Origin of the sequence: Rhizobium sp. CG5 (genome assembly GCF_023701945.1) — a bacterium.
Lineage (GTDB): Bacteria > Pseudomonadota > Alphaproteobacteria > Rhizobiales > Rhizobiaceae > Allorhizobium.
The window spans coordinates 1-26,990 of the sequence record NZ_JABAEF010000035.1 but is presented as its reverse complement, the minus strand read 5'-3'; the positions used below and the strand labels follow the sequence as shown (position 1 = coordinate 26,990).

General features: G+C 64.8%; 24 protein-coding genes and 1 pseudogene. 15 read left to right on the top strand and 10 right to left on the bottom strand.

What is annotated here, in order from left to right; genetic code table 11:
• Positions 1 to 290: 290 nt before the first annotated feature.
• Positions 291 to 1,637 (bottom strand): HD-GYP domain-containing protein, encoded by a 1,347-nt coding sequence (locus tag HGO38_RS30155; RefSeq protein ID WP_250959484.1) that lies wholly within the window; start codon positions 1,635 to 1,637, stop codon positions 291 to 293.
• Positions 1,638 to 1,859: 222 nt separating this feature from the next.
• Here HGO38_RS30155 and HGO38_RS30150 point away from each other — a divergent pair, with 222 nt between their 5' ends.
• The 8 genes from HGO38_RS30150 (at position 1,860) to HGO38_RS30115 (ending at position 9,004) form a co-directional block, all read left to right on the top strand.
• Positions 1,860 to 2,441, top strand: coding sequence for an ATP-dependent Clp protease proteolytic subunit (locus HGO38_RS30150; RefSeq protein ID WP_250959483.1), 582 nt, complete (start codon positions 1,860 to 1,862; stop codon positions 2,439 to 2,441).
• A gap of 201 nt (positions 2,442 to 2,642) precedes the next feature.
• The gene (locus tag HGO38_RS30145; RefSeq protein ID WP_250959482.1) at positions 2,643 to 3,608 is read left to right on the top strand and encodes an acetylxylan esterase; all 966 of its coding nucleotides are present in this window, start codon (positions 2,643 to 2,645) and stop codon (positions 3,606 to 3,608) included.
• Complete coding sequence (locus HGO38_RS30140; RefSeq protein WP_250959481.1) at positions 3,605 to 4,333, top strand: esterase family protein; 729 nt, start codon at positions 3,605 to 3,607, stop codon at positions 4,331 to 4,333. Before HGO38_RS30145 ends, HGO38_RS30140 begins: the two co-directional genes overlap by 4 nt.
• Positions 4,334 to 4,435: 102 nt before the next feature.
• Positions 4,436 to 5,635: a benzoate/H(+) symporter BenE family transporter gene (locus HGO38_RS30135; protein ID WP_284739610.1), complete on the top strand. Its 1,200-nt coding sequence runs from the start codon at positions 4,436 to 4,438 to the stop codon at positions 5,633 to 5,635.
• Positions 5,636 to 5,674: 39 nt separating this feature from the next.
• Positions 5,675 to 5,965 (top strand): BrnT family toxin, encoded by a 291-nt coding sequence (locus HGO38_RS30130; RefSeq protein WP_250959479.1) that lies wholly within the window; start codon positions 5,675 to 5,677, stop codon positions 5,963 to 5,965.
• Positions 5,922 to 6,164, top strand: a complete 243-nt coding sequence (gene brnA / locus HGO38_RS30125) for a type II toxin-antitoxin system BrnA family antitoxin (protein WP_250959478.1) — start codon at positions 5,922 to 5,924, stop codon at positions 6,162 to 6,164. Before HGO38_RS30130 ends, brnA begins: the two co-directional genes overlap by 44 nt.
• 324 nt (positions 6,165 to 6,488) lie before the next feature.
• The gene (gene leuA / locus HGO38_RS30120; protein WP_250959485.1) at positions 6,489 to 8,216 is read left to right on the top strand and encodes a 2-isopropylmalate synthase; all 1,728 of its coding nucleotides are present in this window, start codon (positions 6,489 to 6,491) and stop codon (positions 8,214 to 8,216) included.
• Between the two features lie 5 nt (positions 8,217 to 8,221).
• On the top strand, positions 8,222 to 9,004 hold the full coding sequence (locus HGO38_RS30115) for an alpha/beta fold hydrolase (RefSeq protein WP_250959477.1): 783 nt from the start codon (positions 8,222 to 8,224) through the stop codon (positions 9,002 to 9,004).
• A 21-nt stretch (positions 9,005 to 9,025) separates the two neighbouring features.
• Here the strand turns inward: HGO38_RS30115 and ppk2 are convergent, their stop codons facing one another.
• Both ppk2 and HGO38_RS30105 read right to left on the bottom strand, forming a co-directional pair.
• Positions 9,026 to 10,123, bottom strand: a complete 1,098-nt coding sequence (gene ppk2 / locus HGO38_RS30110) for a polyphosphate kinase 2 (protein ID WP_250959476.1) — start codon at positions 10,121 to 10,123, stop codon at positions 9,026 to 9,028.
• A 277-nt stretch (positions 10,124 to 10,400) separates the two neighbouring features.
• Positions 10,401 to 11,189: pseudogene (locus HGO38_RS30105) on the bottom strand (metallophosphoesterase family protein); the annotation flags it as partial.
• A 42-nt stretch (positions 11,190 to 11,231) separates the two neighbouring features.
• Here HGO38_RS30105 and HGO38_RS30100 point away from each other — a divergent pair.
• Positions 11,232 to 11,735 carry an NUDIX domain-containing protein gene (locus HGO38_RS30100; protein ID WP_250959475.1) on the top strand — a complete coding sequence of 168 codons (504 nt, stop codon included), beginning with the start codon at positions 11,232 to 11,234 and terminating at the stop codon, positions 11,733 to 11,735.
• Here the strand turns inward: HGO38_RS30100 and HGO38_RS30095 are convergent.
• Complete coding sequence (locus HGO38_RS30095; protein WP_250959474.1) at positions 11,713 to 12,708, bottom strand: glutathione S-transferase family protein; 996 nt, start codon at positions 12,706 to 12,708, stop codon at positions 11,713 to 11,715. The genes HGO38_RS30100 and HGO38_RS30095 overlap by 23 nt on opposite strands.
• Positions 12,709 to 12,971: 263 nt before the next feature.
• Between HGO38_RS30095 and HGO38_RS30090 the strand changes: the two genes are divergently transcribed.
• Positions 12,972 to 13,475 carry a GNAT family N-acetyltransferase gene (locus HGO38_RS30090; RefSeq protein WP_250959473.1) on the top strand — a complete coding sequence of 168 codons (504 nt, stop codon included), beginning with the start codon at positions 12,972 to 12,974 and terminating at the stop codon, positions 13,473 to 13,475.
• Between the two features lie 49 nt (positions 13,476 to 13,524).
• Here the strand turns inward: HGO38_RS30090 and HGO38_RS30085 are convergent, their stop codons facing one another.
• Complete coding sequence (locus HGO38_RS30085; protein WP_250959472.1) at positions 13,525 to 14,499, bottom strand: MBL fold metallo-hydrolase; 975 nt, start codon at positions 14,497 to 14,499, stop codon at positions 13,525 to 13,527.
• A 97-nt stretch (positions 14,500 to 14,596) separates the two neighbouring features.
• Here HGO38_RS30085 and HGO38_RS30080 point away from each other — a divergent pair, with 97 nt between their 5' ends.
• Positions 14,597 to 15,577 (top strand): LysR family transcriptional regulator, encoded by a 981-nt coding sequence (locus tag HGO38_RS30080; RefSeq protein ID WP_250959471.1) that lies wholly within the window; start codon positions 14,597 to 14,599, stop codon positions 15,575 to 15,577.
• Here the strand turns inward: HGO38_RS30080 and HGO38_RS30075 are convergent.
• From HGO38_RS30075 to HGO38_RS30055, 5 genes are read right to left on the bottom strand one after another with little or no spacing between them, the layout of a single operon-like run.
• Positions 15,561 to 15,989 carry a GNAT family N-acetyltransferase gene (locus HGO38_RS30075; RefSeq protein ID WP_250959470.1) on the bottom strand — a complete coding sequence of 143 codons (429 nt, stop codon included), beginning with the start codon at positions 15,987 to 15,989 and terminating at the stop codon, positions 15,561 to 15,563. The genes HGO38_RS30080 and HGO38_RS30075 overlap by 17 nt on opposite strands.
• A gap of 4 nt (positions 15,990 to 15,993) precedes the next feature.
• Complete coding sequence (locus tag HGO38_RS30070; protein ID WP_250959469.1) at positions 15,994 to 18,063, bottom strand: hypothetical protein; 2,070 nt, start codon at positions 18,061 to 18,063, stop codon at positions 15,994 to 15,996.
• A gap of 1 nt (position 18,064) precedes the next feature.
• The gene (locus HGO38_RS30065; protein ID WP_250959468.1) at positions 18,065 to 20,872 is read right to left on the bottom strand and encodes a DUF4159 domain-containing protein; all 2,808 of its coding nucleotides are present in this window, start codon (positions 20,870 to 20,872) and stop codon (positions 18,065 to 18,067) included.
• Positions 20,869 to 21,789: a DUF58 domain-containing protein gene (locus HGO38_RS30060; protein WP_250959467.1), complete on the bottom strand. Its 921-nt coding sequence runs from the start codon at positions 21,787 to 21,789 to the stop codon at positions 20,869 to 20,871. The genes HGO38_RS30065 and HGO38_RS30060 overlap by 4 nt, the downstream gene beginning before the upstream one ends.
• Positions 21,790 to 21,805: 16 nt before the next feature.
• Positions 21,806 to 22,819 carry an AAA family ATPase gene (locus tag HGO38_RS30055; protein WP_250959466.1) on the bottom strand — a complete coding sequence of 338 codons (1,014 nt, stop codon included), beginning with the start codon at positions 22,817 to 22,819 and terminating at the stop codon, positions 21,806 to 21,808.
• 161 nt (positions 22,820 to 22,980) lie between these two features.
• Between HGO38_RS30055 and HGO38_RS30050 the strand changes: the two genes are divergently transcribed.
• The 4 genes from HGO38_RS30050 (at position 22,981) to HGO38_RS30035 (ending at position 26,581) form a co-directional block, all read left to right on the top strand.
• Complete coding sequence (locus tag HGO38_RS30050; RefSeq protein ID WP_250959465.1) at positions 22,981 to 23,604, top strand: DUF1285 domain-containing protein; 624 nt, start codon at positions 22,981 to 22,983, stop codon at positions 23,602 to 23,604.
• Positions 23,601 to 24,236, top strand: coding sequence for a CoA pyrophosphatase (locus HGO38_RS30045; RefSeq protein WP_250959464.1), 636 nt, complete (start codon positions 23,601 to 23,603; stop codon positions 24,234 to 24,236). The genes HGO38_RS30050 and HGO38_RS30045 overlap by 4 nt, the downstream gene beginning before the upstream one ends.
• On the top strand, positions 24,233 to 25,489 hold the full coding sequence (locus tag HGO38_RS30040; RefSeq protein ID WP_250959463.1) for a CCA tRNA nucleotidyltransferase: 1,257 nt from the start codon (positions 24,233 to 24,235) through the stop codon (positions 25,487 to 25,489). Before HGO38_RS30045 ends, HGO38_RS30040 begins: the two co-directional genes overlap by 4 nt.
• 186 nt (positions 25,490 to 25,675) lie before the next feature.
• Positions 25,676 to 26,581 (top strand): hypothetical protein, encoded by a 906-nt coding sequence (locus tag HGO38_RS30035; RefSeq protein ID WP_250959462.1) that lies wholly within the window; start codon positions 25,676 to 25,678, stop codon positions 26,579 to 26,581.
• The last annotated feature ends 409 nt before the right edge of the window (positions 26,582 to 26,990 follow it).

Here is a 26,990-nt window from a genome sequence, read left to right as displayed (position 1 = left end):
AAACTGCGGACGTCGCGTCTTGTTCGAACGAAACCTTGCCTTGCATGCGGGACTTGCTCCCCATCATCTGTTCAGGACAAACGTGAAGACGGACGGACCAAGCTCTGCCTCGGTTCAAGCCAAGGGGGAAACGGTCCCGCCCGCCAGATCCCTCGGAGGTGGCCACCTCCGAGGGATCACGCCCAAACAATACCATCAAGGCGCGGATCAATGATGCAAGGGGGGCTACCGGGCACGATGGGGAGAGGCGGCGCAACGGGCGCTCTGACGGACCACCTTGGCTCAAGACCTCACGCCGCCGCCAGTTCGGCCTTGGCCAGTGCCCGTTGCAGCGCTTCGATGCAGGCGGGGTCGTGGCTTTTGTCGGCGCCGTCCCAGAGGATAGACAGCGCCTTGGCGACCGGCATGGCGGCGCGGTAGGGGCGGTCGGCGGTCAGCGCGTCGAAGACGTCGGCGGTCGAGACGATGCGGGTTTCGAGGCCGATCTCACCGCCGGTCAGGCCGCGCGGATAGCCCCGGCCGTCGAGACGTTCGTGATGGGCACCGCCGATCCTGGCCAGATCGGCAAAGGCCTGGATGCGCGACAGGATGGTCTCGGAATATTCGGCATGGCGCTGCATGGCCCGCCATTCCGCGCCCTCCAGCTTGCCCGGCTTGTCGAGCACGCTGTTGGAGACGCCGAGCTTGCCGATATCGTGCAGGAGGGCGCCGCGCTTCAGCCAGCGCCTTGCGGCGGGGTCGATACCCATTTCCTCGGCGATCATGTCGGTAAACAGCGCGACGCGGTCGCTATGGCCCGATGTATAGGGGCTCTTGGCGTCGATCACCCGGGCAAAGCCGGCGGCGATATCGTCGAGATACTCCTCGTCGGCGAGGATCGCCTGGCGGCCGGGTTCGCTATCGAGCACGATGCGTTCCAGATCCGGGGAGCCGAGCTCAGCCCAGAAATCCGCGTCGGTGGCGACCTGCAGGAAGGCCTGCGCGAGAGCCGGATCGAACCAGGTGCCGGCGCGCTTTTCGATCTCGGCGATGGCCGATTGCGGGCCGGCGCTCATGAAGAAGACGTCGGCCACCTGCGCCAGCAGGGCGATGCGGGCGAGCAGCGAGATCTCTTCGCCCTTGCGCCCGAGCGGCTGGCCGCCGCCGTCGAAATGTTCGTCGAGATCGAGAATGCCGCCGGCCACCGCTTCGGAAAAGCGCATCTGGCGGGCGATCTCGGCGCCGCGCTCGCAGCGGGTGCGGATCAGGTCGGTGGCGATCTCGCCGCCATTCTTCAAGATTGTGATGATGCTGCGGAAGCGCTCGGCCAGGCCCGCCTGCATGCCGGTATGGGAGAGCACGAAGCGCAGCACCTGCGGCAGGCTGCCGTCGACCAGCTTGAAGTCCTTCTTGAACTTCAGATCGTCGGCTATGTAGAGCTTGCAGATGCGGGCGGCATTGCTGGAGCAGCCGAGATCTTTGAGGAGCAGGGTGTAATAGAGATCCTGCAACTGATCGTCGGACAGGCCGATGGCGCGGCCGATGGCCGTGCCGATATAACAGCAGCGGATGCAATGGCCGGGCGGCTGGCCCTCGGTCATGTCGAGCGCCTGGCTCAGAGCCTCGATGATTTCCGCAAGCCGTATCCTGGTTGGCATATCCGTGTCCCCGTGCCGGACCTTTATAAGCAAGGACTGTTAATAGCCGGTATCGGCAACAGGGCCGGAAGGGGCAATCTTGGGGGAAGGTTGCAAAACAAGGCGGCGCGTGCCGGTTCATCAGCTGTTCACCGGTTCCATGCCTTGTCTTTTTATCGCATTGTTTTACGACGTGAGTCGCACTATGTGCGGGTGAGCTAAACGCAAGTGGAGAATTGCCGGATGAACGAAGACGAAGACGACAAGAGCAAGGAACTGCCGCTTGGCAAGGAAACGGAAGCGAACCTTTTCAAGTCGCGTTCGATCTTCATCTATGGTGGCATCACCATGGAACTGGCCCAGAAGGTCTGCACGCAGCTGGTGGCGCTGGCTGCCGCCAGCGACGAGGACATTCGCGTGTACGTGAATTCGCCGGGCGGTCATGTGGAATCGGGTGACAGCATCCATGACATGATCAAGTTCATCAAGCCGAAGGTGTGGATCATCGGCACCGGCTGGGTCGCCTCCGCCGGCGCGCTGATCTATGTCTCGGTGCCGAAGGAACGGCGCCTGTGCCTGCCCAATACCCGCTTCCTGCTGCATCAACCCTCGGGCGGCACCCGCGGCATGGCATCGGATATCGAGATCCAGGCTCGCGAAATCATCAAGATGAACCAGCGCCTGATCAAGATCTTCTCCAAGGCCACCGGCCAGACGGAAGAAAAGATCGCCAAGGACATCGACCGCGACTACTGGCTGTCGGCCGAGGAAGCCAAGACCTATGGCCTGGTCTCCAAGATCATCGAAAGCCAGTCGGATATCTGAGCCGTGGCTCACGAGACGCCTGACATGAAAACCCTCGCCGGACCGAACCGGCGGGGGTTTCTTCGTTATGGGCTTGCCGCGATCGGAGCAGCACTTGCCGAACCGGTTCTGGCCGGGCCTGTGCCCTCTGCTTCCGGTGATTTGCCGGGCGATCGCCGTCCGGCCCTTGCCCCGTTGCCGGAATCGGGGAAGAACTTGCCGATGAGTCCTAAGATGAAGCACCATTTTCCCTTCGATCCGAGCTATGGCCTGACGCTGGAGGACTTGCGGGCGATCGCGCCGCCGGAGCCACCGCCGGGCTTCGATACTTTCTGGCAGGCGCGCTATATGAAGGCGCTGGCGGTCGATCCAAAACTCGCCATGCGCACGGCCAAGACCAGCCATCCGGACTGGATTGTGCAGGACATCAGCTTTACTTCGACCGATGGTGTGACGATCGGCGGCTGGCTGCTTGTGCCGCGGCATGGCAAGATCCGGCGCGGGCTGGTGGTCGGCCATGGTTATGGCGGCCGGGTTGCCCCGAATTTCGACCTGCCGGTCAAGGAGACGGCCGTGCTGTTTCCCTGCTTTCGCGGCATTTCCCGCAGCTTGCACCCGCCGATTTCGCCGGAGCCGGCCTTTCACGTGCTGCACGATATCGACAAGCCGGAGCGCTATGTGATCGGCGGCTGCGTCGAGGATCTGTGGGTGGCGGTCTCGGCACTGATCGCGCTTTTCCCTGATCTGGGCGGGCGGATCGGCTATAGCGGCATCAGCTTCGGCGGCGGTATCGGCGCCTTGGCGATCCCGTTTGATCCGCGCATTGAGCGCGGCTTCCTGGAGGTGCCGACCTTTGGCAACCGGGCTCTGTGGCTGGAGCTACCGACCACCGGCAGCGCCGATGCGGTGCAGCGCTATGGCCGCAGCCATCCCGATGTTCTCGACCATTTGCGGCTGTTCGATGCGGCGAGCGCCGCGACGCGGATTTCGGTGCCGATGCTGGTGGCGGTGGCGCTGTTCGACCCGGCGGTGGCGCCGCCTTGCCAGTTCTCCGTCGCCAATGCCTTGCCCCGCGCAAATTGTAACGAAATCTTCATTCTTGACGCCGGGCATTTCGACTATCCTATGGACTCAGTACAGCAGGCAGCACTTTCTGAGAGAAACAGGCGGTTTTTCGAGGTGACATGAACCGGGAATATCTACGCTGGTACAGTCCGCGTTTGCAGCGCGACATGGAATTGCTGGTGTTCGGCCATGCCGGCGCCAAGGTGTTGATGTTTCCGACCCGCGAAGGGCGGTTTTTCGAATACGAACAGCTGGGCATCGTCGGGAGCCTGGCCGACAAGGTCAATGCCGGCCAGTTGCAGCTCTATTGCATCGAGGGGCTGGCGGGGGAGAGTTTCTATGACCGCCGCCGCCATCCCGCCGACCGCATGGCCCGGCATGCTGCATTCGAAAACTACGTGCTGTACGAGGTCCTGCCGCTGATGGCGGCGAAAAACGACAATGACTGCATCATCGTGCACGGCTGCAGCCTGGGCGCCTTCCAGGCCGCCGATCTGGTTTTCCGTCACCCGCATCTGTTTCGCAAACTGGTCGCCTTTTCCGGACGTTACGACCTGACGATGCAGGTCGAATCCTTCGGCGACCTGCTGGATGGCTATTACGACGACCAGGTCTATTTCCACACGCCGACGCATTTTCTGCCCGGCCTCGACGGCGACTGGCGGCTGGAAAAGCTGCGCCAGCTCGATATCGTGCTGGCCATCGGCAATGCCGATCCCTTCCTCGACAACAATCTGCAACTCAGCCATCTGCTCGGCCAGAAGGGCGTCCAGCACAGCCTGCATCGCTGGGATGGCCGCGCCCACAGGGCCGGCGCCTGGCGCAAGATGGCAGCGCTCTATATCTGACGATCAAGGGCTGCCTGCCGAATGTCCGGATAGGCCGTACCCGTCTGCGGCGGCCATGCCTTGCCAAGCCGCACGCTTTCTGATGTGGGATGACAATCCTCGTTGCTTCATAGAGTTTGCCTCATGCTGAAAGATCTTTCCGCGCAAAGCCTGTTCATGGGCGTGCTCACCGCCTTTGTCGGCTTTGCCAGTTCGTTTGCCGTGGTGTTGCAGGGGCTGAAGGGGGTGGGGGCGACGGATTTCGAGGCGGCCTCCGGGCTGATGGCGCTGTCGGTCTCGATGGGGCTTTGCGCCATCGTGCTCAGCACCGTGACGCGGCTGCCGATCTCGATTGCCTGGTCGACGCCGGGTGCCGCCCTGATGGCGACGTCCGGGGCCGTCGAGGGTGGTTTTTCGGCGGCTGTCGGCGCCTTTCTGGTCTGCGCGCTGCTGATCGTCTTTGCCGGTCTGTTCCGGCCGCTTGGCCGGGCGGTGGCCGCCATTCCGGCGCCGCTGGCCAATGCCATGCTGGCCGGGGTGATTATCACCTTGTGTTTTGCACCCTTCAAGGCGGTGGCCTTTGATCCGCTTCTTGGCCTGCCGATTGTCATTGCCTGGGTGGTGGTCGGTGCCTTCAGGCGGCTATATGCGGTGCCCGCGGCGCTTGCGGCCTTTGTCGGCGTCATGGTGTTCGGGGTCGACATGCCGGACGGCGCCATGGCGCAATGGTCGCAATCGCTGCTGCCGCCTGTCGAATTCGTGGTGCCGAGTTTCACCCTGCCGGCGCTGATCTCGATTGCCCTGCCGCTGTTCATCGTCACCATGGCCTCGCAGAACATTCCCGGCATCGCCGTGCTGAAGGTCAACGGCTATCAGCCGAACCCCGGTCCGCTGTTTGCCACAACCGGCTTCTTTTCGCTGCTGTCGGCGCCGTTCGGCGGACATGCGGTCAACCTGGCGGCGATCACCGCGGCGATGTGCGCCGGTGCCGATGCCCATCCCGATCCGCAGCGGCGCTACTGGGCGGCCATCGTCGGCGGCATCGGCTATATCGTGCTGGGGCTGCTGGCCGGGGCAGTCACGGCTTTCGTGGCGCTGGCGCCGCCGATCCTGATCCAGGCGGTGGCCGGCCTGGCACTGATCGGCGCCTTTTCAGGCTCCGCGGTGGCGGCGTTCCAGGCGGTCGAAAGCCGCGAGGCGGCCGCCGTCACCTTCCTGATCACCGCATCGGGCATCTCCATCGGCGGCATCTCCGGCGCCTTCTGGGGCCTGATCGCCGGCGGGCTGATGATGGGGCTGCTGAAGGTGGCGCGCAAGGGTTGAATCCGTGGAAAACGGCCATATTTCGTGCTACAAGACCTCATGGAGTTCGAGTTCGATCCCGCCAAGAGCGCCATGAACAAGGAGAAGCACGGGATCGATTTCATCGAGGCTCAGGAACTGTGGCGTGGCACTGCCTTGTTGACATCGGCCAGATCCGATGACGAGCCAAGATTGGGATTGGTCGGGATTGTCGGTGGGAAATGCTGGATGGCAGTTTTCACACTACGGGACAGAAGCGTTCGTATTATTTCGGTTAGGCGAGCTCGTGACTACGAGAGGAAGCTCTATGAAGACCATATCAGCGGCCGAATTCGACAAGAAGTTCGATGATGGTGAAGATATCAGCGAATATGTCGACTGGTCAAAAGCCCGCCTGGTCAATTGGGAACGCGAAATCGTGCAACTTGAAATTCCCAAGCAGGATCTGACGCAATTGGATGCCGAGGTGGCTCGTTTGGGCACGACACGGGATCGCCTGATTTCAAAATGGGTGAGAGAGCGTCTGGCGAACGTTACCGCCGCCGAATAACCCCCTTGCGCGACGCAAGGCTGCGCGCTATCACTTGTGTCATGACGATTCCGGGCAACCCTTTTTTGACGTCCTTTGCCGCCGGCCGCATGTGCGCCGGCGCGATGTCGTTTGCCCCACTCTCGCTTCTTCTTCTCGACCTTACGCGCGGTTGCCGGGTCCATTGAGGAGCGCCCGGCGGCCGGATAGCCGCTTGGCAATAGCTCTTCGCACACACTCCCAAGACAAATGATATCGGGCCAGATCTGGCCAGCATTTGCCGTCGCCAAGCCGCAAACGATGCGCTAAGAGCCGAGGCACATGCGGAAAGAGGAAGAGAAGACGATGATTGCCAAGACCCATTCCGTGAAGCAGGGCATGCCGGACGCTTCGCAGAAATACCGCGCCTATCCGCAGATCGATATTTCCGACCGTACCTGGCCGTCCAAGACCATTACCAAGGCGCCGATCTGGTGTTCGGTCGACCTGCGCGACGGCAACCAGTCGCTGGTCAACCCGATGGGCCATGACCGCAAGGCGCGCATGTTCCAGCTGCTGCTCGACATGGGCTTCAAGGAAATCGAGATCGGTTTCCCGTCCGCCTCGCAGACCGATTTCGATTTTGCCCGCTGGTGCGTCGAAGAGGGCAATGTGCCGGCCGACGTGTCGCTGCAGGTGCTGGTGCAGTGCCGGCCGGAACTGATCACGCGGACCTTCGAGGCGCTGGAAGGGGCCAAGCGGCCGATCATCCATTTCTACAATTCGACCTCCGAGCTGCAGCGCCGCGTGGTGTTTGCCAAGGACGTGCCCGGCATCAAGCAGATTGCCGTCGATGCGGCCAAGATGATCACCGAGATGGCGGCGAAGGCCGCTACCAAAGACAATGGTGGCTTCCGCTTCGAATATTCGCCGGAAAGCTTTACCGGCACGGAGCTGGACGTGGCCTTGGAGATTTCCAATGCGGTGATCGAGATCATCCAGCCGACGCCGGACAACAAGCTGATCCTCAACCTGCCGTCGACGGTCGAGATGGCGACGCCGAACATCTATGCCGACCAGATCGAATGGATGTGCCGCAATATCCACAACCGCGAAAACGTCATCATCTCGCTGCATCCCCACAACGACCGCGGCACCGGCATCGCCGCGACCGAGCTGGCGCTGATGGCCGGTGCCGACCGGGTCGAAGGCACGTTGTTCGGCAATGGCGAGCGCACCGGCAATGTCGATGTGGTGACGCTGGCGCTCAACATGTATACGCAGGGCATTGACCCGAAGCTGGACTGCTCGGATATCGAGCGGATCAAGGCGGTCTATGAATATTCCAACGAGATGGTCATTCCCGAGCGCCATCCGTATGTCGGCGAACTGGTCTATACGGCCTTTTCCGGCTCGCATCAGGATGCGATCAACAAGGGCATGAAGGCGATCCGCAAGGCCAATTCCTCGCTGTGGGAAGTGCCGTATCTGCCGATCGACCCGCAGGATGTCGGACGCTCCTACGAGGCGATCATCCGCATCAATTCGCAGTCGGGCAAGGGCGGCATCGCCTATATCCTGGCGGAGGATTACGGCATCAACCTGCCGCGCGCCCTGCAGGTGGAGTTCCGCGAGGAGATCCAGCGCATTACCGACGACGAGGGCGTGGAACTGCCGTCGAAGCGGATCTATGATCAGTTCATCCGCTCCTATGTCGACCAGCCCGACGCCCGCCTGAAATATGTCGACCATCACACCTATCCCGATACCGAGCACAAGGGCATGCGGGTGGTGGCGGCCGAGATCACCGATCGGGGCGAGACCAAGCGCATCGAGGGCAGGGGCACCGGCCCGATCGACGGCTTCATCAATGCGCTGTCGACCTATCTCGGCGTCGAGATGTCGGTCAGGGATTATTCCGAGCATTCGCTGCAGCACGGCTCGAATGCGGCGGCGATCGCCTATGTCGAGATCGACTATCCGGGCGGCAAGCTGTTCGGTGCGGGGATCAACACCAACATCGTCGCGGCCTCTCTCGAAGCGATCGTCTCGGCGGCCAACCGGGCGCTCGAGGCGCGTCACGCCAAGGCCTGATACCGGTGGCGCTTGCCGCGATCACGCGGGGTGACGACAAAGCGGCAGCGCCTCTGGTGCTGCTGCATGGCTTTGGCGGCGGGGCTTGCGTCTGGCAGGACGTGATGGCCGGATTGCCGGAAACAATTCCGGTCATCGCCTATGACCTGCCGGGCCATGGCGGGTCTCTGCAGGAGGACGGTATCGGCGGTGCCGGGCGCATGGCCAAGGCGGTGCTCATCGATCTCAAGCGGCGCGGCGTGGCACGGTGTCATGTCGCCGGCCATTCGTTGGGCGGTGCGACCGCGGCACTGATGGCGCTGCGGGAGCCGACGCGGGTGAAAAGCCTGACGCTATTGGCGCCGGGCGGTTTCGGGCCGGAGATCAATCATCGGGCGCTTGCCGCGTATGGCTTTGCCGACAGCGAGGCGGCGCTGCAAACGGCGCTGCGGGCCATGACCGGTCCCGGCTTCTGCTTCCATGAGGAGGCTGTGCGGACCCTGTGGGCGTCACGGCAGGTGCCGGGCGCCGGTGATGCACTTCGACAGGTGTTCGAGGCGATCCTGGCCGGCTCGCCGCTCGACGACAGGCGGCAGGGCACGCTGCCGCTTGCAGACCTCGGCCGGCTCGCCATGCCCTGCTATGTCGTCTGGGGGCTGGACGATACCATCCTGCCAGTGGCGCAGGCCGAGGGCCTGCCGGCGAACATCACCGTCGAGCGCATCGCAGGCGCCGGCCATATGCTGATCGACGAGTGCCCGGAACGCGTCCTGTCGTTGCTTCGTGCGGTGCTTGCCCAGGTGCCCTGATGTCGGCGGCCGCTGCCCTTGCTACTTGTCGCCGAGCGTATATTCGCCGCGCTCATGGATGGTGTTGGCGCGGCCGACCAAGAGGGTGTCGACGCGGCCGATGCGGTCGGGGTCCTTGCCGGGATAGGGCATTGAATGCAGGATGTAGCGCATGGCATTGAGCCGGGCGCGCTTCTTGTCGTTCGACTTGATCACCAGCCAGGGCGAATCGGCGGTATCGGTGTGGAAGAACATCGCCTCCTTGGCGCGGGTGTAATCGTCCCATTTGTCGAGCGAGGCGAGGTCGACCGGCGAGAGCTTCCATTGTTTGAGCGGATGAACCTTGCGCTCCTTGAAGCGGCGGCGCTGCTCGTCCTGGCTGACGGAAAACCAGAACTTGATCAGGTGCAGGCCGCTGCGTACCAGGTTACGCTCGAATTCCGGCGCCTGGCGCAGGAATTCGCGATATTCCTCATCGCTGCAGAAGCCCATGACCCGCTCGACGCCGGCGCGGTTGTACCAGCTGCGGTCGAACAGCACGATCTCGCCGCGGGTCGGCAGATGCTCGACATAGCGCTGGAAATACCATTGGCCGCGCTCGACTTCGCTCGGCTTTTCGAGCGCGACGACCCGTGCGCCGCGCGGATTGAGGTGCTCCATGAAGCGCTTGATGGCGCCGCCCTTGCCGGCGGCATCGCGTCCCTCGAACAGGATGATGACCCGCTGGTTGGCGTCCTTGACCCAGGACTGCAGTTTCAGCAGCTCGGTCTGGAGAACGAATTTCTCATGCTCGTAGTCGCGGCGCAGCATCTTGTATTTGTAGGGATAACCGCCGTCGCGCCAATCCTCGGCCAGTTCATCACTGCTGGCCTTGGAGCGGCCGGACGGTTTGGAGCCCAGCTGCTTGCGCAAGCGGCGGGCGTCGTCGGGAGAGGCGCCGGCGATGATGGCGGCGATGCCGGCCTCGACCTCGCGGTTTCCATGGGCTTGCGTGGCGATCGCGCTGATCGCCGACAGTTCGGCCTCCTGGGCGGCCTGACTGCGCTCTTCGGCCAGGCCCGCCTCGACGGCCGGCGGCAATGCACCGGCAGCGCCCGTTTCACTCTCGCCGGTGATGTTCGGTAGGTCCCTGTTTGCCATGGTTCTCCTCTCTCCTCTTGCCCCGCATCGTCGTGGATAGCGGTTGCTTGTCAAGCTATATTAGGCGCCTCGAAAGGGCGCCCGGCATTGACATGAATCAAGAATGGCCAGGGTCAGGCGGTCCCAGGCCAGCCGAGGTATTCCCGAGGGGAGGGCTGTATCAGCCCAGCAGGCGTTGATGGTGCTGGCGGGTTATGGCGGCGGCCGCCTCCCTGCCGAAGCGGTTCCCGGCCAGCGGCCAGGCGTCGGGCTTGCCGGGGATCGAGAACAGATTTTAGGCGGCGGGGGGCTTGCTGCCGCCGGGGCCCTGCGAGGCCGAGGCGATGCCGACCACCGGCACGCGCTTGCCATGGCCCTGCAGCCAGTAGAGCGTGTTCAGATGGGTGTGGCCGTGCAGAACCAGTTCGGCGCCGCCGGTGAAGACGGCGGCGGCAAAGCGGCGGATGCCGATCATGCGCTTGTGGCTGGAGGCGGCGCCGCGGATCGGCGGATGATGGATCATCACGACGCGAAACAGGCCCTCCTTGCCGGCGGCTTTCAGCAGTTCGACGGTTTCGCGGGCCTGGCGCGAGCCGAAATAACCGGTCGCGGCAAAGGGCGGGGTGGCGATCGAGGTCGAACAGCCGATCATCGCCACGGGGCCGCGGCGGCGGATGGTCGGGAAGAGCTTGAAATCCTTTTCCCAGATCAGCGGATCGTCGTCGCCCTTGACGAAATCATACCAGGCGCTCATCGCCTTGTCGTGGGCGCCGGGCACATAGGCGTCGTGATTGCCGGGTACCACGGAGGTCTGCAAGGGGCCGCCGGTTTCCTGCAGCCATTTTGCGGCGGCGCGGATCTCGATGCCGGTTGCCAAATTGACCAGGTCGCCGGTGATGGCCAGATGGTCCGGCTCGCGAGCCCGCATGTCGTCGACCAGAAGGTCGAGCGTGCCGGTGATCATGTGCTTGGCGCGGTTGCGGTGCCAGTTGACGTAGCCGGTAATGCGCTTGGAAGCCAGTTCGCGGAAGGTCATGCTGGGAAGGGGCCCGAGGTGGATATCGGATATATGCGCTAGCTTGAACATGGCTCCATGTCTTAAAGATGTGAACCATGGGGGGCAAGCAGAATGAGTGACGACAAACGGGACGACAATCGCAACGACGAGTTACGCGGCCGCGGCTCGCGGCTGCTGATGGCGGTGCTGCATCGCTATTTTGTGCTGTCGCGCGGCATGACGATGGGGGTGCGCGCCGCCTGTTTCGACGAGCAAGGCCGGGTTTTCCTGGTGCGCCATACCTATGTGCCGGGCTGGTATCTGCCGGGCGGCGGCATCGAGCACCACGAGACGGCGGGCCAGGCGCTCACCAAGGAATTGCGGGAAGAGGGTAACCTGGAAATGACCGGCGTGCCGGAACTCTTCCACATTTATTACAACAGCCGCATCAGCAAACACGACCATGTGCTGCTCTACCGGGTCGATGTGAAACAGACCGCGCCGCGGCCGCCCGACCGCGAGATCGCCGAATGCGGCTTTTTCGATCCGCTCGACCTGCCGGACGGGGCGACCAACGCGACGCGCAAGCGCCTCGCCGAACTCAGCGGCGAGATCACGCGCTCCGAGATCTGGTAAGCGTCTCGCGGCCGTGCGGCCGGTCAAGATCCAGCAGCGGGCCGGCGGGTACCACGCCGGTCGGGTTGATGGTCTTGTGGCTGCGGTAATAGTGGTCCTTGATGTGCTGCAGGTTGACCGTGCCGGCGACGCCCGGCACCTGGTAGAGGTCGCGCAGATAGGTCTCAAGGGCCGGATAGTCGGCAATGCGGCGCAGGTTGCACTTGAAATGACCGACATAGACCGGATCGAAGCGCACCAGCGTGGTGAACAGCCGCCAGTCGGCTTCCGTCAGGGTGTCGCCGAACAGGTAGCGCTGCGCGGTGAGCCGCTCTTCCAGCCAGTCCAGGGTCTCGAACAGCGGAAAGACGGCGCTTTCGTAAGCGGCCTGGGTGGTGGCAAAGCCGGCCTTGTAGACGCCGTTGTTGACGGTGTCGTAGATGCGGGCGTTGATCTCATCGATCTGCGCATGCAGGGCCTGCGGGTGGAAATCGAGGCTCGATCCGGTGATGCCGTCAAAGGCGCTGTTGAACATGCGGATGATGTCGGCGGATTCGTTGGAGACCATGGTATCGGTCTGCTTGTCCCACAGAACAGGCACGGTGACGCGGCCGGAATAGGACGGGTCGGCTTTCACATAGACCTGCCAGAGCGCCGACGAGCCGAACAGATGATCGACGGTGCCGCCATCGCGGTCGTGGAATTCCCAGCCGTTTTCGACCATCAGCGGATCGACGACCGAGACCGAAATCAGGTCTTCGAGGCCTTTCAGCTTACGGAAGATCAGGGTGCGATGGGCCCAGGGACAGGCGAGCGACACATAGAGATGGTAACGTCCGGCCTCGGCCTTGAAGCCGCCCTTGCCGGTCGGGCCGGGCTCGCCATCGGCGGTGACCCAGTTGCGGAAGATCGAGGCGCCGCGGCGGAAATGGCCTGCGGTCGATTTCGTATCATACCAGACGTCTTGCCAGACGCCGTCTACCAGCATGCCCATGACACGATCCTTCGGTTGTTCGTTTTCGTTGTGCCTTACATACGGCGGCCAGCGCAGATTGCGAGATAGCAAAGGATGAACAGTGCGTTTTTCCATTGGACGTCGGCAGAATTAGTTGCTATTCGCAACGTCGCAAATTTGGAATCTCAGACCGATGCTCGACAACCGGAACCCGCGACGACGCTGAAGCTGCTTGAACGCCTGTCACAACGGCGCTTTCGAGATCCATCCTTCCTGTCCGCATTTCTGGTTCCGGTCCTTTCATGAACAATCACGCGCTTGTCTACCTCACCGAGGATGCGTCCCATGACGCCATCGTCGAGCATATCAACGAAGAAGCCTTTGGCCCCGGCCGGCTGGCGCGGGCAGCGGCCCGCATCCGCGAGCAGGGGCCGCATGACCGCTCGCTCTCCTTCATCTGCGCCGACGATGGCGAAACCATTGCCTCGGTGCGCATGACGGCTGTGGATGCCGGCGGGGTCAAGGGCCATCTTCTGGGGCCGCTGGCGGTTCGCCCGTCCCACAAGAACCAGGGCATCGGTCGCGAACTGGTGCGCATCGCCGTCGATGCGGCGCGTCGGGCCGGCTCCGAAGCGGTGATCCTGGTCGGCGACCCGCCCTATTACATGCCGCTCGGCTTTGAAAAGGTCGCCTATGCGGCGCTGGAATTCCCAGGCCCGGTCGACCCGGCCCGGGTTCTGGTCGTGCCGCTCAACGAGGATGTTCATACCCGGCTGAAGGGCAAGATCGCCTGGCGTCAGAAGTAGTCGCGGGTGGGAGCAGGGGCGGCCCCGCAGGGCCGCCCGGATTGTCGTTTCAGAGCGTCTGACCGTAGTTGAACGGCACCCAGTCGAATTGGATGTCGTCGCGTCTGACATGGCCGATGCCGGGGAAGGCGATATGGGCGCCGGCGACCAGATAGCCCTCGGCCACTGCCTCGTCGAAGGCCTTGGCCCGGGCGGCGATTGCGGCGTCCTTGTCGTGATCGAATTCGATGGCCACGTCCGGCTGGTCGAACTGCAGGACGTCGCCATGGGTGATGTCGCCCCAGAAGACGATCTTGCGGCCCTGACTTTCCACCACGATGGCGCTGTGGCCCGGCGTATGGCCGGCCCTGAGCACCGATCCGAAGCCCGGCAGGACATCGCTATCGTCGTCGAAGGTCTCGAAGCGGCCAGCCTCGATATAGGGCGTCAGGGCGTCATGGGCTTGCGTGAACTGGGTCTTGACCGCGTCTGCCGCCTTCTGCTGTTCGGCCGGATCCTGCCAGAAGGCGGCCTCGCGCTGGTTGACATGCAGGGTGGCATTTTCAAAGACGCGCTTGCCATCGATGGCCAGACCGCCGGAATGGTCGGTGTGGACATGGGTGAGGATCACGTCATCGATGTCGGCAGGGCTGTAGCCGGAGGCCTCGATATTGGCGACGAGATGGCCGAGCGACGGGCCCAGATAGGCGCCCGTGCCGGCATCGATCAGCACGAGCCTGTCGCCGGTGTTGACCAGGAAGGCATTGACGGAGGTCTCGGTCGGGCTGCCCTGGAAGGCGGCGGCAAGGGCGGCGGTTGCCTCGGTCTCGGTGGTGTTGCGGTAGAGCTTGGCCAGCGGCAGGGAAATGGTGCCGTCGGAGAGCGCGGTGACCTCGACCGCGCCGAGCTTGAGGCGATAGAAAGCCGGCGCCTGGCGGGCGGCAAAGGGCGCCTTGGCAGAGGCCGAGAGGGGCAGGGTGGATGCTGCGCCGGCGGCCAGCACCGCCGTGCCGGCAGTTTTCAGAATGGATCGACGTGTGTGCATGGTGGCACTCCTGATTGTTCGATGGGGCGAGGCGGCCTTGCAAGAACCTTTCAAACAGGTATCTATGGTGGGGTTAGCAATCAAATCGATGCGGCTCATGGACACTATCGATCATTTCAATCTGCGTTCCTTCGACCTCAACCTGCTGGTGGCCTTCGATGCGCTGATGGCGGAGGGCAGCGTGACCAGGGCGGCGCGGCGGCTGAAGATCCAGCAGCCGGCGATGAGCCATGCGCTTTCGACGCTCCGGGTGCTGTTCCAGGACGAGCTGTTCCTGCGCAATGGCCAGACCATGCAGCCGACGGCGCGGGCGCGCAGCCTGTCCGGACCGATCCGCCTGGCGCTGAAGCAGGCGCAGACGGCGCTGACGGCGGCCGATATGTTCGATCCGGCCACCGAGCAGAGGGTCGTGCGCGTCGGCATGTCGGCGGAGGTCGAACTCCTGCTCCTGCCGGAGCTGACGGCGCGGCTGCGCCGGCTGGCGCCAGGGATCAAGATTCTGGCGCGCGGCTGCCAGCCGGACGAGGTGGATGCAATGCTCGACGGCGGCGCCATAGATCTCGCCGTCGGCTGCACCTATGCCCAGGCGAGCCGGCGGATCTGCGAGATGCTGTTCGAGTCCGAAGTCGCCTGCTGCTACAATCCTCAACTGCTCAAGCTGGACAACCCCGTGTCGATCGAGGCCTATCTGGCGGCCGACCATGCTGTCATCTCGCATTCGGAAAGCCTGCATGGCTGTATCAAGGAAGCGCTGGAATTTGCCGGCGTGGACTTGAACATCGTCACGGCGGCCCCCGATTTCATGACGGTTCTGGCGACGGCGCGCATCAGCCCTGTCATCGCCACGGTCTCGGCGCGCATCGCCCAGCGCTACGGGCCGCTGCTGGGACTTGTCACCAGCCCGGTGCCGCTGAGCTTGCGCTTCCTGCCGGTCGCCATGGTCTGGCCGACCCATTCCGATAATGATCTTGCCGGGCGCTGGCTGCGCCAGCAGATCCGCGAGGTGATGAGCGAGACTTTGACGGTGGCGCCGACAACGACAATGACAACGACAACGAGCCTTAAAATCGCTTCATGAGCCAGGTGATGGCGTAGTCGCCGCTGAAATTGTCGATGCGGCCGAAGGGTTTGTAGCCCTGCCGCTCATAGGCTCGCAGCGCGGCCGGATTGATGGTGTCGATATAGGCGCCCTTGCAGCCGCGGGCTTTTGCCTCGTCCTCGGCCAATTGCAACAGTTTGCCGGCCAGTCCCCGGCCGCGATAGCGCTCCGGCACGAACAGAAACTCGACGCAGAGCCAGCCGCGGCCGGTATAGCCGATCAGCCCACCTTCGGTTTTTCCCTCCGCGTCGCGGATAGGGATGCTCAGATCCCGGCGGTCGGTGGGCCCGAGCATCTGGCTGTTATGGACGCGCAAGGCCGCCAGCACCGCCCGCTCATCCTCAGGCGATGTGCTGTCCAGCACGTCGAGTTTGGGATCTTCGTTGGTCAATGCTCTACCGTCCCTCGCGCCACCACATGGCCGAGATGGCGAAGAGCAGGGCGGCGAGGCCGGCGAAGCCGGCAAACAGCGGCAGGGTGTCGATGCCTTTCAGCACGGTCTCATCGGTGAGCCTGATCGCCATGCGGCGGTCGTCGGCAACGCGGACCTGGCCGCGAACGGGCAGGATGTCCGGCAGGCGTACGCCGTCATTGCCGTTGTCGAGCCTGGCCACCAGGCCGCGGCTGGTGGCGGCCAAAGGCGCCAGGGTCTCGGTGGTGGAGATCATCGCCTTGAATTCCGGCGCATCGACGGCGCCGACATGCACAAGGGTGGAGAAATCGCCATTGCTGACGGTGAACAGGCCGGTCTCATCCATCTTGCGCTCGGCGCGGAACAGGCCAGGGCCGGTCTCGGTCAGCGGCACGGTCTCGGTCTTGCCGGAGGGATAGCGGATGGCGGCTTCGCCGGGATTGTCACCGATGGTCTGCCGGCTGATTTCCAGCGTCCGGCCGGCGGCGCGGGCGGTCAGCGCCTCTTCCTCGAGCTCCGGCTCCTTCATCAGCCAATGGGCGATGCGGCGATAGAGCGAGACATGCGGGCCGCCGCCCTCAAAACCGCGCGCCCAGAGCCAGCCCTGGTCCGACAGAAGCATGGCGACGCGGCCTTCGTCGGCGCGGTTCAGCACCAGCAGCGGGCGGCCGTCGGCGGCGGTCATTACCGTTTCGCCGTTCGGCGTGTCGACGTCGACGCTGCGGAACCAGCGGCCCCAGCTCGGCGGTTCGATGGCCGATCCGTCGAGGCCACGGGTGACGGGGTGGCGCTTGCCGAGATCCGACAGGCGCGGATAGAAGGCCGCCTCGTGCATGGCGCCGGTGGGGGCCGCCGGCAGCACGGATGCCAGCGGCGTCATGGCGATCGAATCCTCGCCGGCATGTTCCGGGCCGGCGGCGATCAACAGGGCGCCGCCCTTCCTGACATATTCGGCGATATAGTCGTAATAGAGGATCGGCAGCACGCCGCGATGCTGGTAGCGATCGAAGATGATCAGGTCGAAATCCTCGATCTTCTCGACGAACAGCTCGCGGGTCGGGAAGGCGATCAGCGACAGTTCGTTGATCGGCGTGCCGTCCTGTTTTTCCGGTGGGCGCAGAATGGTGAAATGCACCAGATCGACCGAGGCGTCGGATTTCAGCAGGTTGCGCCAGGCCCGTTCGCCGGCATGGGGCTCGCCGGAGACCAGCAGCACGCGCAGGTTCTCGCGGATGCCTTCGATCAGGTGGATGGCGCGGTTGTTGGCCTCGGTCACTTCGCCGGGCAGGCCCTCGACGGCAAATTCGAGCACATTGTTGCCGCCGCGCGGTACCTTGAAGGGGAAGGGCGTTTCCTGGCCGGGGGTGGCCTGCAGCCGGGCGATTTCCTCACCGTTCATGGTGACGGTGACATTGGCCGAGGCGCCGGGCGAGCGGCCGTCGTCGAACACCCGGAAGGTCAATTGCTGATCCTCGCCGACGATGCTGAAGCGCGGCGCGCGCAGCACTTCGATGCGCCGGTCGAACTCATCGGCCTTGCCGGTGATCAGGCCGTGGATGGGCGCATCGACGCCGGCCGTCTGGCCGGCCGAAGGGATATCGTGAATCTGGCCGTCGGTGATGAACACCACGCCGCCGATGCGGGCCGGCGGCACGTCGGAAATGGCGGTCGACAGGGCTTCGAACAGCCGCGTCGTCGGCGTGTCGGAGGTTTCTGGATCCTTGACCTCGACGATACGCGGCTCGATGCTGGCAAAGCGGCCGAGCCGGTCTTTCAGCCCTTCCAGCGCCGCATCGGTCATGGCGGTGCGCTCTGGCGTGTCCTGGCTCTGGCTGCGGTCGACGATGATGGGCACGACGGTGCTCAAGGGGTCGCGGTCTTCCTGCAGCAGCAGCGGATTGGCAAGGGCGGCGATCAGGGCTGCCAGCGCCAAAAGCCGAAAGCCGGTGCCGCGCACGCTGCGGGCAAGCCCCAGCACGGCCAGCGCCAGGCTGAGGACCGCAAGGGCGGCCAGCGCCGTCCAGGGCAGGAAGGGGGCGAATTCAAGGGTCATGTCATTGCCCCAGCCGTTCGAGCAGGGCGGGAATGTGCACCTGGTCGGCCTTGTAGTTGCCGGTCAGCATATACATCATGATGTTGACGCCGGAGCGGTAGGACATTTCGCGCTGGGTCTCGTCCGGCGGCACGGTCGGCAGAACCGGGGCGCCATTGGCATCCATGGCCCAGGCGCCGAGCATGTCGTTGCCGGTGATCAGGATCGGCGAGACGCCGTCGCCGGACGATGTGACGCCGCTGCTGGAGGCGCGGGCTTCCTGGCGGGCCTCGACCCAGAGCGGGCTGCCGGTATAGCGGCCGGGAAAGTTGGTCAGCAGGTAGAAGGACCGCGTCAGCACGTGATCGGAGGGAACCGGCTCCAGCGGCGGAATGTCGATATTGGCCAGAATCGCCTGCAGCCGCTCGCCATTGGCGCTGGGGCCGGCGTCGCCGCTGATATTCGACAGCTGGTCGCGGGTGTCGAACAGGACGGTGCCGCCGGAGCGCATATAGGCGTCGATGCGGCTGATGGCGGCCGCACTCGGCATGGGAGCGGTCGCCGAGATCGGCCAGAAGATGATCGGGTAGAAGGACAGCTCGTCGCGGGCGATATCGAGGCCGACCGGCATGCTCGGCTCGAGCGTCGTGCGATAGGTCAGGAAATCGGTGAGGCCGGTCAGGCCGCGCTCGGAGAGGTCGTCGACCTCGGCTTCGCCGGTGCGCACATAGGCCAGATGGGTGTTGTCGAGCCTTTCAAGGATCTGCTCGTCGCCGGGCTTGGCATCGTCGGCCATGGCCCGGTCCGGGCCTGCCATCAGCAGGGCGGCAAGGCCAATGAGCGCTGCGGCGCTGGCGCGCTTTGGCAGGCGGGCAAAGGCGCCGCCCATGAACAGCACGATCAGGCTGTCGAGGATCAGCAGCAGCAATGCCAGCGTCAGAAGACCGGGTTTCAGCGGCGTCGCCACGGTGCCGGCCAGCGGCAGGCGATCGACCGGGATCGGCGAGGCCGACACGTCGAGCGGACGCAGTTCGGCATCGGTCGCCAGCAGGTTCAGCGCTGCAAATCCGTCTTCGGTGCCGTAAAGGCCCGGCGGATTGTCGAAGGTGGCGGCGGTCGGCCGTCGTTCGCCAAGCTCCAGCGGCCGGGCCGCGCCGGTCTCGCCGGTCAGAGCGCCGCGCTCGGTCAACAGGCGATAGGGCGGCAGGGCGGCCACTCCCGCGGTGCCGTTCTGGCCGGCGCCGCTGCCGACATTCGACAATTGCACGATGCGGCGCAGCATCTCGACGAATTCGCCCGAGATCGGCAGGTCGGACCAGGTGGCTTCGGCGCTGACGTGGAAGAGCACGGTGCGGCCGCCACCGGCCTGCTTGACGGTGACCAGCGGCGTGCCGTCGGCAAGGCTTGCCCAGGTGCGCTCGGCCAGATCCGGGGTCGGCTCGGCCAGAACCTGGCGCTTGACCAGGATCTTGTCGGGGCGGGCCATGCCGGCAAAGGGTCCGGTCAGCGGAAAGTCGGCGAGCGGCTGCGGTTCGGCCCAGGAGAGTGCACCGCCCAGCGCACGTTCGCCCTGGCGCAGCACGACCGGCACCAAGGGATCGCCGACCGGGGCGGCGGCAAGGCGCGGTCCGGCAAAGCGGATCAGCGTGCCGCCATTGGCGATCCAGCGCTGCAGCGGCTCGTAGACGTCGGCCGGCAGGCGGCCGATATCGGCCATGACGATAACAGACGGATTGCGCTGCAGGATTTCCGGAATGCTGATCGCCAGGTCCTGCACATCGGGCTCGATCAGGTCGGCATAGGGGGCAAGCGCTCGTTGGATATAGAACAGCGGCGACAGCAGCGGCTGGAAATCGTCGCCGCTATCGCCCGACAGCAGGGCGACGCGCCTGCGGCGGAAACCGTCGTCGAGAAGGTGGGTCGCGCCGGCGCTGGCAAAGCCGGCAATATTCAGCCGGGCAAAATCGTTGCGCAGTTCGAAGGGCGCGGCGATGTCGCCACTCGCCACCGTCTGGCCGGCGGCAAAGGCTAGCGTGCCGGAGGCGATGGTGCGGCCCTGCTGGTCCTGCGCGTCGACGATCATTTGCTCGGCGGTCAGCCCATTCAGCCGCGTCGCCTTGACGGTCAGGTTGTCGGCGCCGTTGACGGCCCCGGTAATGGCCACCGCGCTGGCGCCATTGCCCTCGACGAGCCGCAAGTCCCGCGGCTGAAGGGCGGCAAGCCGTGTCATTGTGGCGTCGTCGTCGCTGCTCCTGATGCCATCGGCGATGAAGGCCAGCGTGCCGGGCACGGTGCCGGCAAGCGCCGCCTCGATGGCCGCAATCGCGCCGTCGCGATCGGGCCTAAGCGGCTTCGGGCTTGCCGCCATCAGCTTTTCGCGGGCCGCCGCCGCATTGGCCGGTACGGCATCGTGCAGCGGTTCGGCGGTGAGCGCGATCGACACGGGCACGCCGCGGTCCTCGGCATCGTCGATCAGCAATTCGGCGGTCTGGCGCCGTCTGTCCCAGTCGGCAGCGGTCGCCCAGCCATTGTCGATCAAAAGCACCAGCGGACCTTCGGCCGACAGCGAACTGCCGCGCGGATTAAGCACGGGGCCGGCCAGGGCGATGATCACCAGGGCGGCGATCGCCATGCGCAGGGCCGTCAGCCACCACGGGCTCTTGGCCGGTGTTTCCTCGCGCTTCATGACGCCGGCGAGGATCTTCAGCGGCGGGAAGATTTCGGCGCGCGGGCGCGGCGGCGTCAATTTCAGCAGCCACCAGATCAGCGGCAAAGCGGCGAGCGCCACCAGAATGGCCGGGCTGGCAAAGGCAAACGGCAGGGCGTTCATGAATTGCCTCCCCTGCCGACATGGGGCGGCGTGCCGGACAGATACATATGCACCGAGACCAGCGCCTGCGAGGCGAGCTGGTCGGTGCGATGATGCACGAAGCTCCAGCCGAGGCGGCGCAGCGCCTCGCCGAGATTGTCGCGGCGGCTGAGATAGGCCCGGCGGTATTCGTCGCGCAGGCCTTCGGCGCGGCCGGAGACGAGTTTCTGGCCGGTTTCCGGATCGGTGAACTCGGTGCGGCCGGTATAGGGGAAGGTTTCCTCGGCCGGATCGGCGATCTCGACCACATGGCCGCGCAGGCCGCGGCGGGCCAGCGGCGCAATGCGGGCCATGATGCTGTCGGGATCATCGAGGAAGTCGCCGATCAGCACGATGTCGCTGACGCCGCGGATCATCTGGGTTTCCGGCAGGCCCGAGGTCAGCGGCGCGTGGATCACGGCCGTTGCCAGCCGTTCGGCGGCATTGCGGGCCGAAACCGGCTCCATGATCCCCGGACAACCGATGCGCTCGCCGGAGCGGGCGAGGATCTCGGCCAGCGCCAGCATCAGCACCAGGGCGCGGCTCTCCTTGGAGACATTGCCGTAGCTCGACTTGTACATCATCGACGGCGACATGTCGGCCCAGAGCCAGACGGTGTGGGCGGCTTCCCACTCGCGGTCGCGCACATACATGTGGTCGTCGCGGGCCGAGCGGCGCCAGTCGATTCGCGACAGGCTCTCGCCCTCGGCATAGGGCCGGAACTGCCAGAAATTCTCGCCGATGCCGCGCTTGCGGCGGCCGTGCCAGCCGGCAATCACCGTATTGGCGATGCGCCTGGCCTCGACCATGCAGTCGGGGATGAGCACCGCCCGCTGTCTGGCGCGGGTGAGCGCCTCGCTGCCGGATGTCTGTTCGACGATCTGTCCGATGGACACCACGCGCGCGCTGCCTCCCTTAGCCCTTGGCCTGGCGAACCAGGCCGGCGATCACATCGCGCACCGACATGCCTTCGGCGCGGGCGGCAAAGGTCAGGGCCATGCGGTGCTGCAGGATCGGTTCGGCCAGCGCATGCACGTCGTCGAGCGACGGGGCGAGGCGGCCTTCGTAAAGCGCACGGGCGCGGGCGCAGAGCATCAGCGACTGGCCGGCGCGCGGACCCGGACCCCAGGCGACATGCTTGTCGGTGTCGCTATTGCCCTGGCCGGGGCGGGCCGAGCGGACCAGCGACAGGATGGCCTCGACGACAGTGTCGGAGACCGGCATCTGGCGGATCAGGCGCTGGATCTCGATCAGCCGTTCGGCGCCGATGACGCTGTCGGCGCGGGATTCGGCAAGGCCGGTCGTTTCCAGCAGGATCTGCCGCTCGGCGGCCAGTTCCGGATAGCCGACATCGACCTGCAGCAGGAAGCGGTCGAGCTGGGCTTCCGGCAGCGGATAGGTGCCTTCCTGCTCCAGCGGGTTCTGGGTGGCCAGCACATGGAAGGGGGCCGGCAGGTCGTAGCGCTGGCCGGCCATGGTGATGTGATATTCCTGCATGGACTGCAGCAGAGCGGACTGGGTGCGCGGGCTGGCGCGGTTGATTTCGTCGGCCATCAGCAATTGCGCAAAGACCGGGCCTTTGAGGAAGCGGAAGGAGCGCCGGCCGCTGTCGTCCTGGTCCATCACCTCGGTGCCGAGAATATCGGACGGCATCAGGTCGGGGGTGAACTGGATGCGGTTGGCGTCAAGGCCCAGGACCGTGCCCAGCGTGGTGACCAGCTTGGTCTTGGCCAGACCCGGCACGCCGACCAGCAGCGCATGGCCGCCGGACAGGATGGCGAGAAGGGTGTTTTCGACGACGCGTTCCTGGCCGAAGATGACCTTCGACACTTCCCGGCGGATCAGGGCGATATCGGCAAGGGCGGCTTCCGCAGAAGCGACCATGGCGCTTTCGTCGAGTTCGGTGTCCGGCGTCTTCATCATGCCCATGGTGCTCTCCGTCTGGCTCCGGCTCACGGCGGGCGAATCGCACAACAGGCGCAATCGCTGCCTCTTAAAACAACTTATTCCCTAACGCCCCGCTGACAAGCGCGTTTCAAATGACTATCTCGTGACTACACCGATCCTAAGGGACAAACCGGGACGCAAAGATGGCAGCCGAGGAACTCAGCGCAAGCAAAGACGCCGCAGGACTGGCCGCGCTGATTTCGCGCGCGGCGGAGCAGACGGCGGGCGGAAAGGGCGGTTTGCCGCCCGTGGAACGCTGGAATCCGCCGTTTTGCGGCGATATCGACATGGAGATCCGGGCGGACGGCAGCTGGTTCTACATGGGCACGCCGATCGGACGGGCGCCGCTGGTGCGGCTGTTTTCGACCGTGTTGCGCAAGGACGAGGACGGAAAAACCTATCTCGTCACGCCTGTGGAAAAGGTTGGCATCCGCATCGAGGATGCGCCGTTCCTGGCCGTCGAGATGAGTGTCGGCACCAGGGAAGGTCAACCGCTGCTGACCTTTCGCACCAATGTCGGCGATGTGGTGGAGGCCGGGCCGGAGCATGAATTGCGCTTCGTCATTTCCGGCGAGAACCAGCAGTTGAAGCCCTATCTGATGGTGCGGGGCCGGCTGGAGGCGCTGGTGTCGCGGCCTGTCATGTATGATCTGGTGGCGCTGGGCGAAGAGATCGAGATCGACGGCGTTGCGATGTTTGCCGTGCGCTCCGGCGGTGCGGTGTTCCCGATGCTGCCGGCCGCCGAACTGGACGCGCTGTCGCAATGAGCGGATTGCCCCTTTATTCGGCGGCCGAGTTCCGCCGCCGGGCGCTGAACCAGATCGGCGCGCCGATCGAACATGCTTGGCGCGAGCATGGCGACCATATTCTCAATCCCGCCAGCCTGCTGGAGGTCGAGGGCCGCAAGCTGAAGGACGCCGCGGTGCTGATCCCGGTGGTCGAGGACGGCGACGATGCCAAGGTGATCCTCACCCAGCGCACCACACGCATGCGAAAACATTCCGGCCAGATCGCCTTTCCCGGCGGCGGCATAGACGAGGGCGATCTCTCCCCGGAAACGGCGGCGCTGCGCGAGGCGCAGGAGGAGATCGGGCTTGATCCGTCCTTCGTCGAGACGGTCGGGCGGCTGCCGCAATATCTGGCCGGCACGGGCTTTCGCATCATTCCGGTGCTCTCCGTCGTGCAGCGCGGCTTTACCGTGGTGCCGAACCCGGACGAGGTGGACGAGGTGTTCGAAGTGCCCTTGTCATTCCTGATGGATCCGGCCAATCACCAGCGCGACAGCCTGCCCTGGCAGGGCATCGTCCGGCATTTCTATGTCATGCCCTATGGCGAGCGCCGCATCTGGGGCATAACGGCCGGCATTCTGCGCACCCTTTATGAAAGGCTCTACCGATGACCCATCTTTCCGACCAGGCCTGGTTCGGCCAAGCGGCGCTGCGCACGGTCCTGGGACTGCTGAACGCTGATGGCGGGGAGGCGCGGGTGGTCGGCGGGGCGGTGCGCAACAGCCTGATGGGCATGGCGGTTGCCGATATTGACATTGCCACGACGCTGCTGCCGCAGGTGGTGATGGAGCGCGCCAGGGCGGCCGGCATCAAGGCCGTTCCGACCGGCATCGACCACGGCACCGTCACCCTGGTCCTTGAGGGCCGGCCGTTTGAGGTGACGACGCTGCGCGCCGATGTGGCAACCGACGGCCGGCACGCGCAAGTGGCCTTCGGTACCGACTGGCAGGTCGATGCCGAACGGCGTGACCTGACGATCAATGCGCTTTATGCCGATCAGACGGGCGAGGTGATCGACCTGGTCGGAGGGCTTGCCGATATCGAGACGGGCACGGTGCGCTTCATCGGTGTGGCCGCCGAGCGCATCGCCGAGGATTATCTGCGGGTGCTGCGGTTCTTCCGGTTCTTTGCCTGGTACGGCCGCGGCCGGCCCGATGCCGAGGGCTTAAGGGCCTGCGCCGCTGCCCGCTCCAAGCTCTCGACGCTCTCGGCCGAGCGCGTGTGGTCGGAGACGAAGAAGCTGCTGGCGGCGCCCGATCCGGGCCGGGCGCTCTTGTGGATGCGGCAATCGGGCGTCTTGACCGAAATCCTGCCGGAGACCGAGAAATGGGGCATCGACGCCATCCCGGGCCTGATTGCCTGCGAACAGGCGCTCGGCTGGGCGCCCGATGCGCTGCTGCGGCTCGCCTCGATCGTGCCGCGCGATGCCGAGCGGCTGCAGGGGCTGGCGGCGCGGCTGCGGCTTTCCAAGGCGGAAGCTGCGTTTCTGGAGGCGTTTGCCACAGCGCCGAACCTTGCCGAGGATATCAAGGATGTGGCGCTCGATCGGCAGCTCTACCGCCACGGCAAGGCGGGCATCGTCGCGACACTGCAGCTGAAACTGGCCTCCGAGCGGGCCAAGGTCGGTGGCGATCCGGCTGCCATGGGGCCGGCGATGCGGCTTGGCGTTCTGCTGGCGCGGGCGGAAGGTTTTGCCAAGCCCGTCTTCCCGCTGTCGGGCGCCGATGTGCTGGCCGCCGGCCTCTCCGCCGGGCCGGAGGTCGGACGCATTCTGGCACTGCTGGAAACCGAATGGGTGGAGCGCAACTTCTCCATCGACCGGGCGGCGCTGCTTGCCCGGCTGGAGCAGATGCTGCGCAGATGAGACGGTCGTTGCCGGATCGGACTGCCTTTCGAAGGGCAGTCTGCCGTGCCGCAGTGCCAAAAAATGCGATTTTGCTAAAATTTTAGCTGTTCTCAAAAAGGGACAGATACTTTTGCATGCTCTTATATAGGCCAAGAACAGCGCATCAGACGCTGTGTCCAAGAAAAACAAGAAAACGGGGCAGCCATGACGACCATTCCTTCCCTCTCGACCCGCAGCGTCGGTGCCGCATCGACCCAGACGGTCGAGCTTTCCAACAGCAGTTCCATCGCCTCTGCCGCGGCAGCACGCCCGGCAGGCCCGCCGGCGCCGCAGGATGGTGCCTGGCAGCCATCGATGCTCAACCTGGCGGATGCCGCCGAACTCGACCGTTCCAGCGTCGAAACGCTGGTTCTCGATCTCGAAACCGTGCGCGACCTGGTCGGCGCGGTCAAGGAACAGCTGGAACTGGCCTTGGACGAGGATAACCAGCGCGGCGCGATCGATGCGACCATCGCCGACCTCACCGCGCAGATCCGCGACGTGGTGACGGCCGGCCGGGACAACGGCCTGGAGCTCGGCTTCGGCCAGCCGCCCCGCGACCGGGAGCTGATTGCTTCGGTGGCGACCGACGAGGAGGGCAACCTGGCGGTCGAAACGGCGACGTTGAAGGCGAGCCAAACCGTGCTGGTGGGCCGCGGCAATGCCGATGACGGCATGCTGACCCGCGCCGTGACCGGACGCTCGGAAAACGGCACGGCCTATAGCCATTACCTGATCGATGCCGGCTCGCTCAATCCGGCCTCCGCCAATGCCCGCCGCATCGCGGTCTCGGACGAGACCTCGGCCGAGGCGCTGGACGGCATGATCGCCGCCACGGACCGCATGGTCACGACGCTCGACAATGCCATCGAAGGGCTTTCCGACCTCAGCGAGCGCATGACCGGGGTGACGGTTGAGGCGGCTGGCCTGTTGCAGGATGTCGCCGATGCGGACGACCTCGATGAAACGGACCTCGAAGACCGGGCCTTTGAGGCCAGCACCGGTCTTGCCGCCGCCGGCATGAGCATCGCCAACCGCGCGCCGTCCCTGTTCCAGGGGTTTGGCGCCTGACAAGGGCCGGCTGATCCTCTTTATCATAGGTCCGATAAGTGGCGGTTCGACCCGCAGTTACCCCCCTCTGCCTTGCCAGCGTTTGTCACTGCAATCGATTCACAGGATCGATTGCTCCGCTATGCGGACCGTTCCGCACCCCGCCACACGGGGGGAGATCGGCAAGAGGTTGCCGCTCGGGCAATCGAAAACGGCAGCCGCGTTCCTCAGATGATCAAGTCAGCACTTTTCATGATTCCAAGCCAGGCGAGCGCGTGGCCGCCAGTCGATCTCCCCACCCGTGGGGGAGATGCCCGGCAGGGCAGAGCATCTGTGTTTACTGTCAAGGTGGAGTTGGTGTCCAGAGGCGGTTTTGGGCGAGCAGGCAATTGGCCAAGACGATGAGCTTGCGCATGATGGCGACGAGGAT

Bases quoted from the DNA above. Each gene is read 5' to 3' on its own strand.
- HGO38_RS30150 (WP_250959483.1), top strand. From the start codon at position 1,860: ATGAACGAAGACGAAGACGACAAGAGCAAGGAACTGCCGCTTGGCAAG.
- HGO38_RS30035 (WP_250959462.1), top strand. From the start codon at position 25,676: ATGACGACCATTCCTTCCCTCTCGACCCGCAGCGTCGGTGCCGCATCG.
- HGO38_RS30080 (WP_250959471.1), top strand. From the start codon at position 14,597: ATGGACACTATCGATCATTTCAATCTGCGTTCCTTCGACCTCAACCTG.
- HGO38_RS30040 (WP_250959463.1), top strand. From the start codon at position 24,233: ATGACCCATCTTTCCGACCAGGCCTGGTTCGGCCAAGCGGCGCTGCGC.
- HGO38_RS30145 (WP_250959482.1), top strand. From the start codon at position 2,643: ATGAGTCCTAAGATGAAGCACCATTTTCCCTTCGATCCGAGCTATGGC.
- HGO38_RS30065 (WP_250959468.1), bottom strand. From the start codon at position 20,872: ATGAACGCCCTGCCGTTTGCCTTTGCCAGCCCGGCCATTCTGGTGGCG.
- HGO38_RS30070 (WP_250959469.1), bottom strand. From the start codon at position 18,063: ATGACCCTTGAATTCGCCCCCTTCCTGCCCTGGACGGCGCTGGCCGCC.
- HGO38_RS30130 (WP_250959479.1), top strand. From the start codon at position 5,675: ATGGAGTTCGAGTTCGATCCCGCCAAGAGCGCCATGAACAAGGAGAAG.
- HGO38_RS30100 (WP_250959475.1), top strand. From the start codon at position 11,232: ATGAGTGACGACAAACGGGACGACAATCGCAACGACGAGTTACGCGGC.
- brnA (WP_250959478.1), top strand. From the start codon at position 5,922: ATGAAGACCATATCAGCGGCCGAATTCGACAAGAAGTTCGATGATGGT.
- HGO38_RS30090 (WP_250959473.1), top strand. From the start codon at position 12,972: ATGAACAATCACGCGCTTGTCTACCTCACCGAGGATGCGTCCCATGAC.
- HGO38_RS30050 (WP_250959465.1), top strand. From the start codon at position 22,981: ATGGCAGCCGAGGAACTCAGCGCAAGCAAAGACGCCGCAGGACTGGCC.
- HGO38_RS30155 (WP_250959484.1), bottom strand. From the start codon at position 1,637: ATGCCAACCAGGATACGGCTTGCGGAAATCATCGAGGCTCTGAGCCAG.
- HGO38_RS30085 (WP_250959472.1), bottom strand. From the start codon at position 14,499: ATGCACACACGTCGATCCATTCTGAAAACTGCCGGCACGGCGGTGCTG.
- HGO38_RS30045 (WP_250959464.1), top strand. From the start codon at position 23,601: ATGAGCGGATTGCCCCTTTATTCGGCGGCCGAGTTCCGCCGCCGGGCG.
- HGO38_RS30055 (WP_250959466.1), bottom strand. From the start codon at position 22,819: ATGGGCATGATGAAGACGCCGGACACCGAACTCGACGAAAGCGCCATG.
- ppk2 (WP_250959476.1), bottom strand. From the start codon at position 10,123: ATGGCAAACAGGGACCTACCGAACATCACCGGCGAGAGTGAAACGGGC.
- leuA (WP_250959485.1), top strand. From the start codon at position 6,489: ATGATTGCCAAGACCCATTCCGTGAAGCAGGGCATGCCGGACGCTTCG.
- HGO38_RS30095 (WP_250959474.1), bottom strand. From the start codon at position 12,708: ATGGGCATGCTGGTAGACGGCGTCTGGCAAGACGTCTGGTATGATACG.
- HGO38_RS30140 (WP_250959481.1), top strand. From the start codon at position 3,605: ATGAACCGGGAATATCTACGCTGGTACAGTCCGCGTTTGCAGCGCGAC.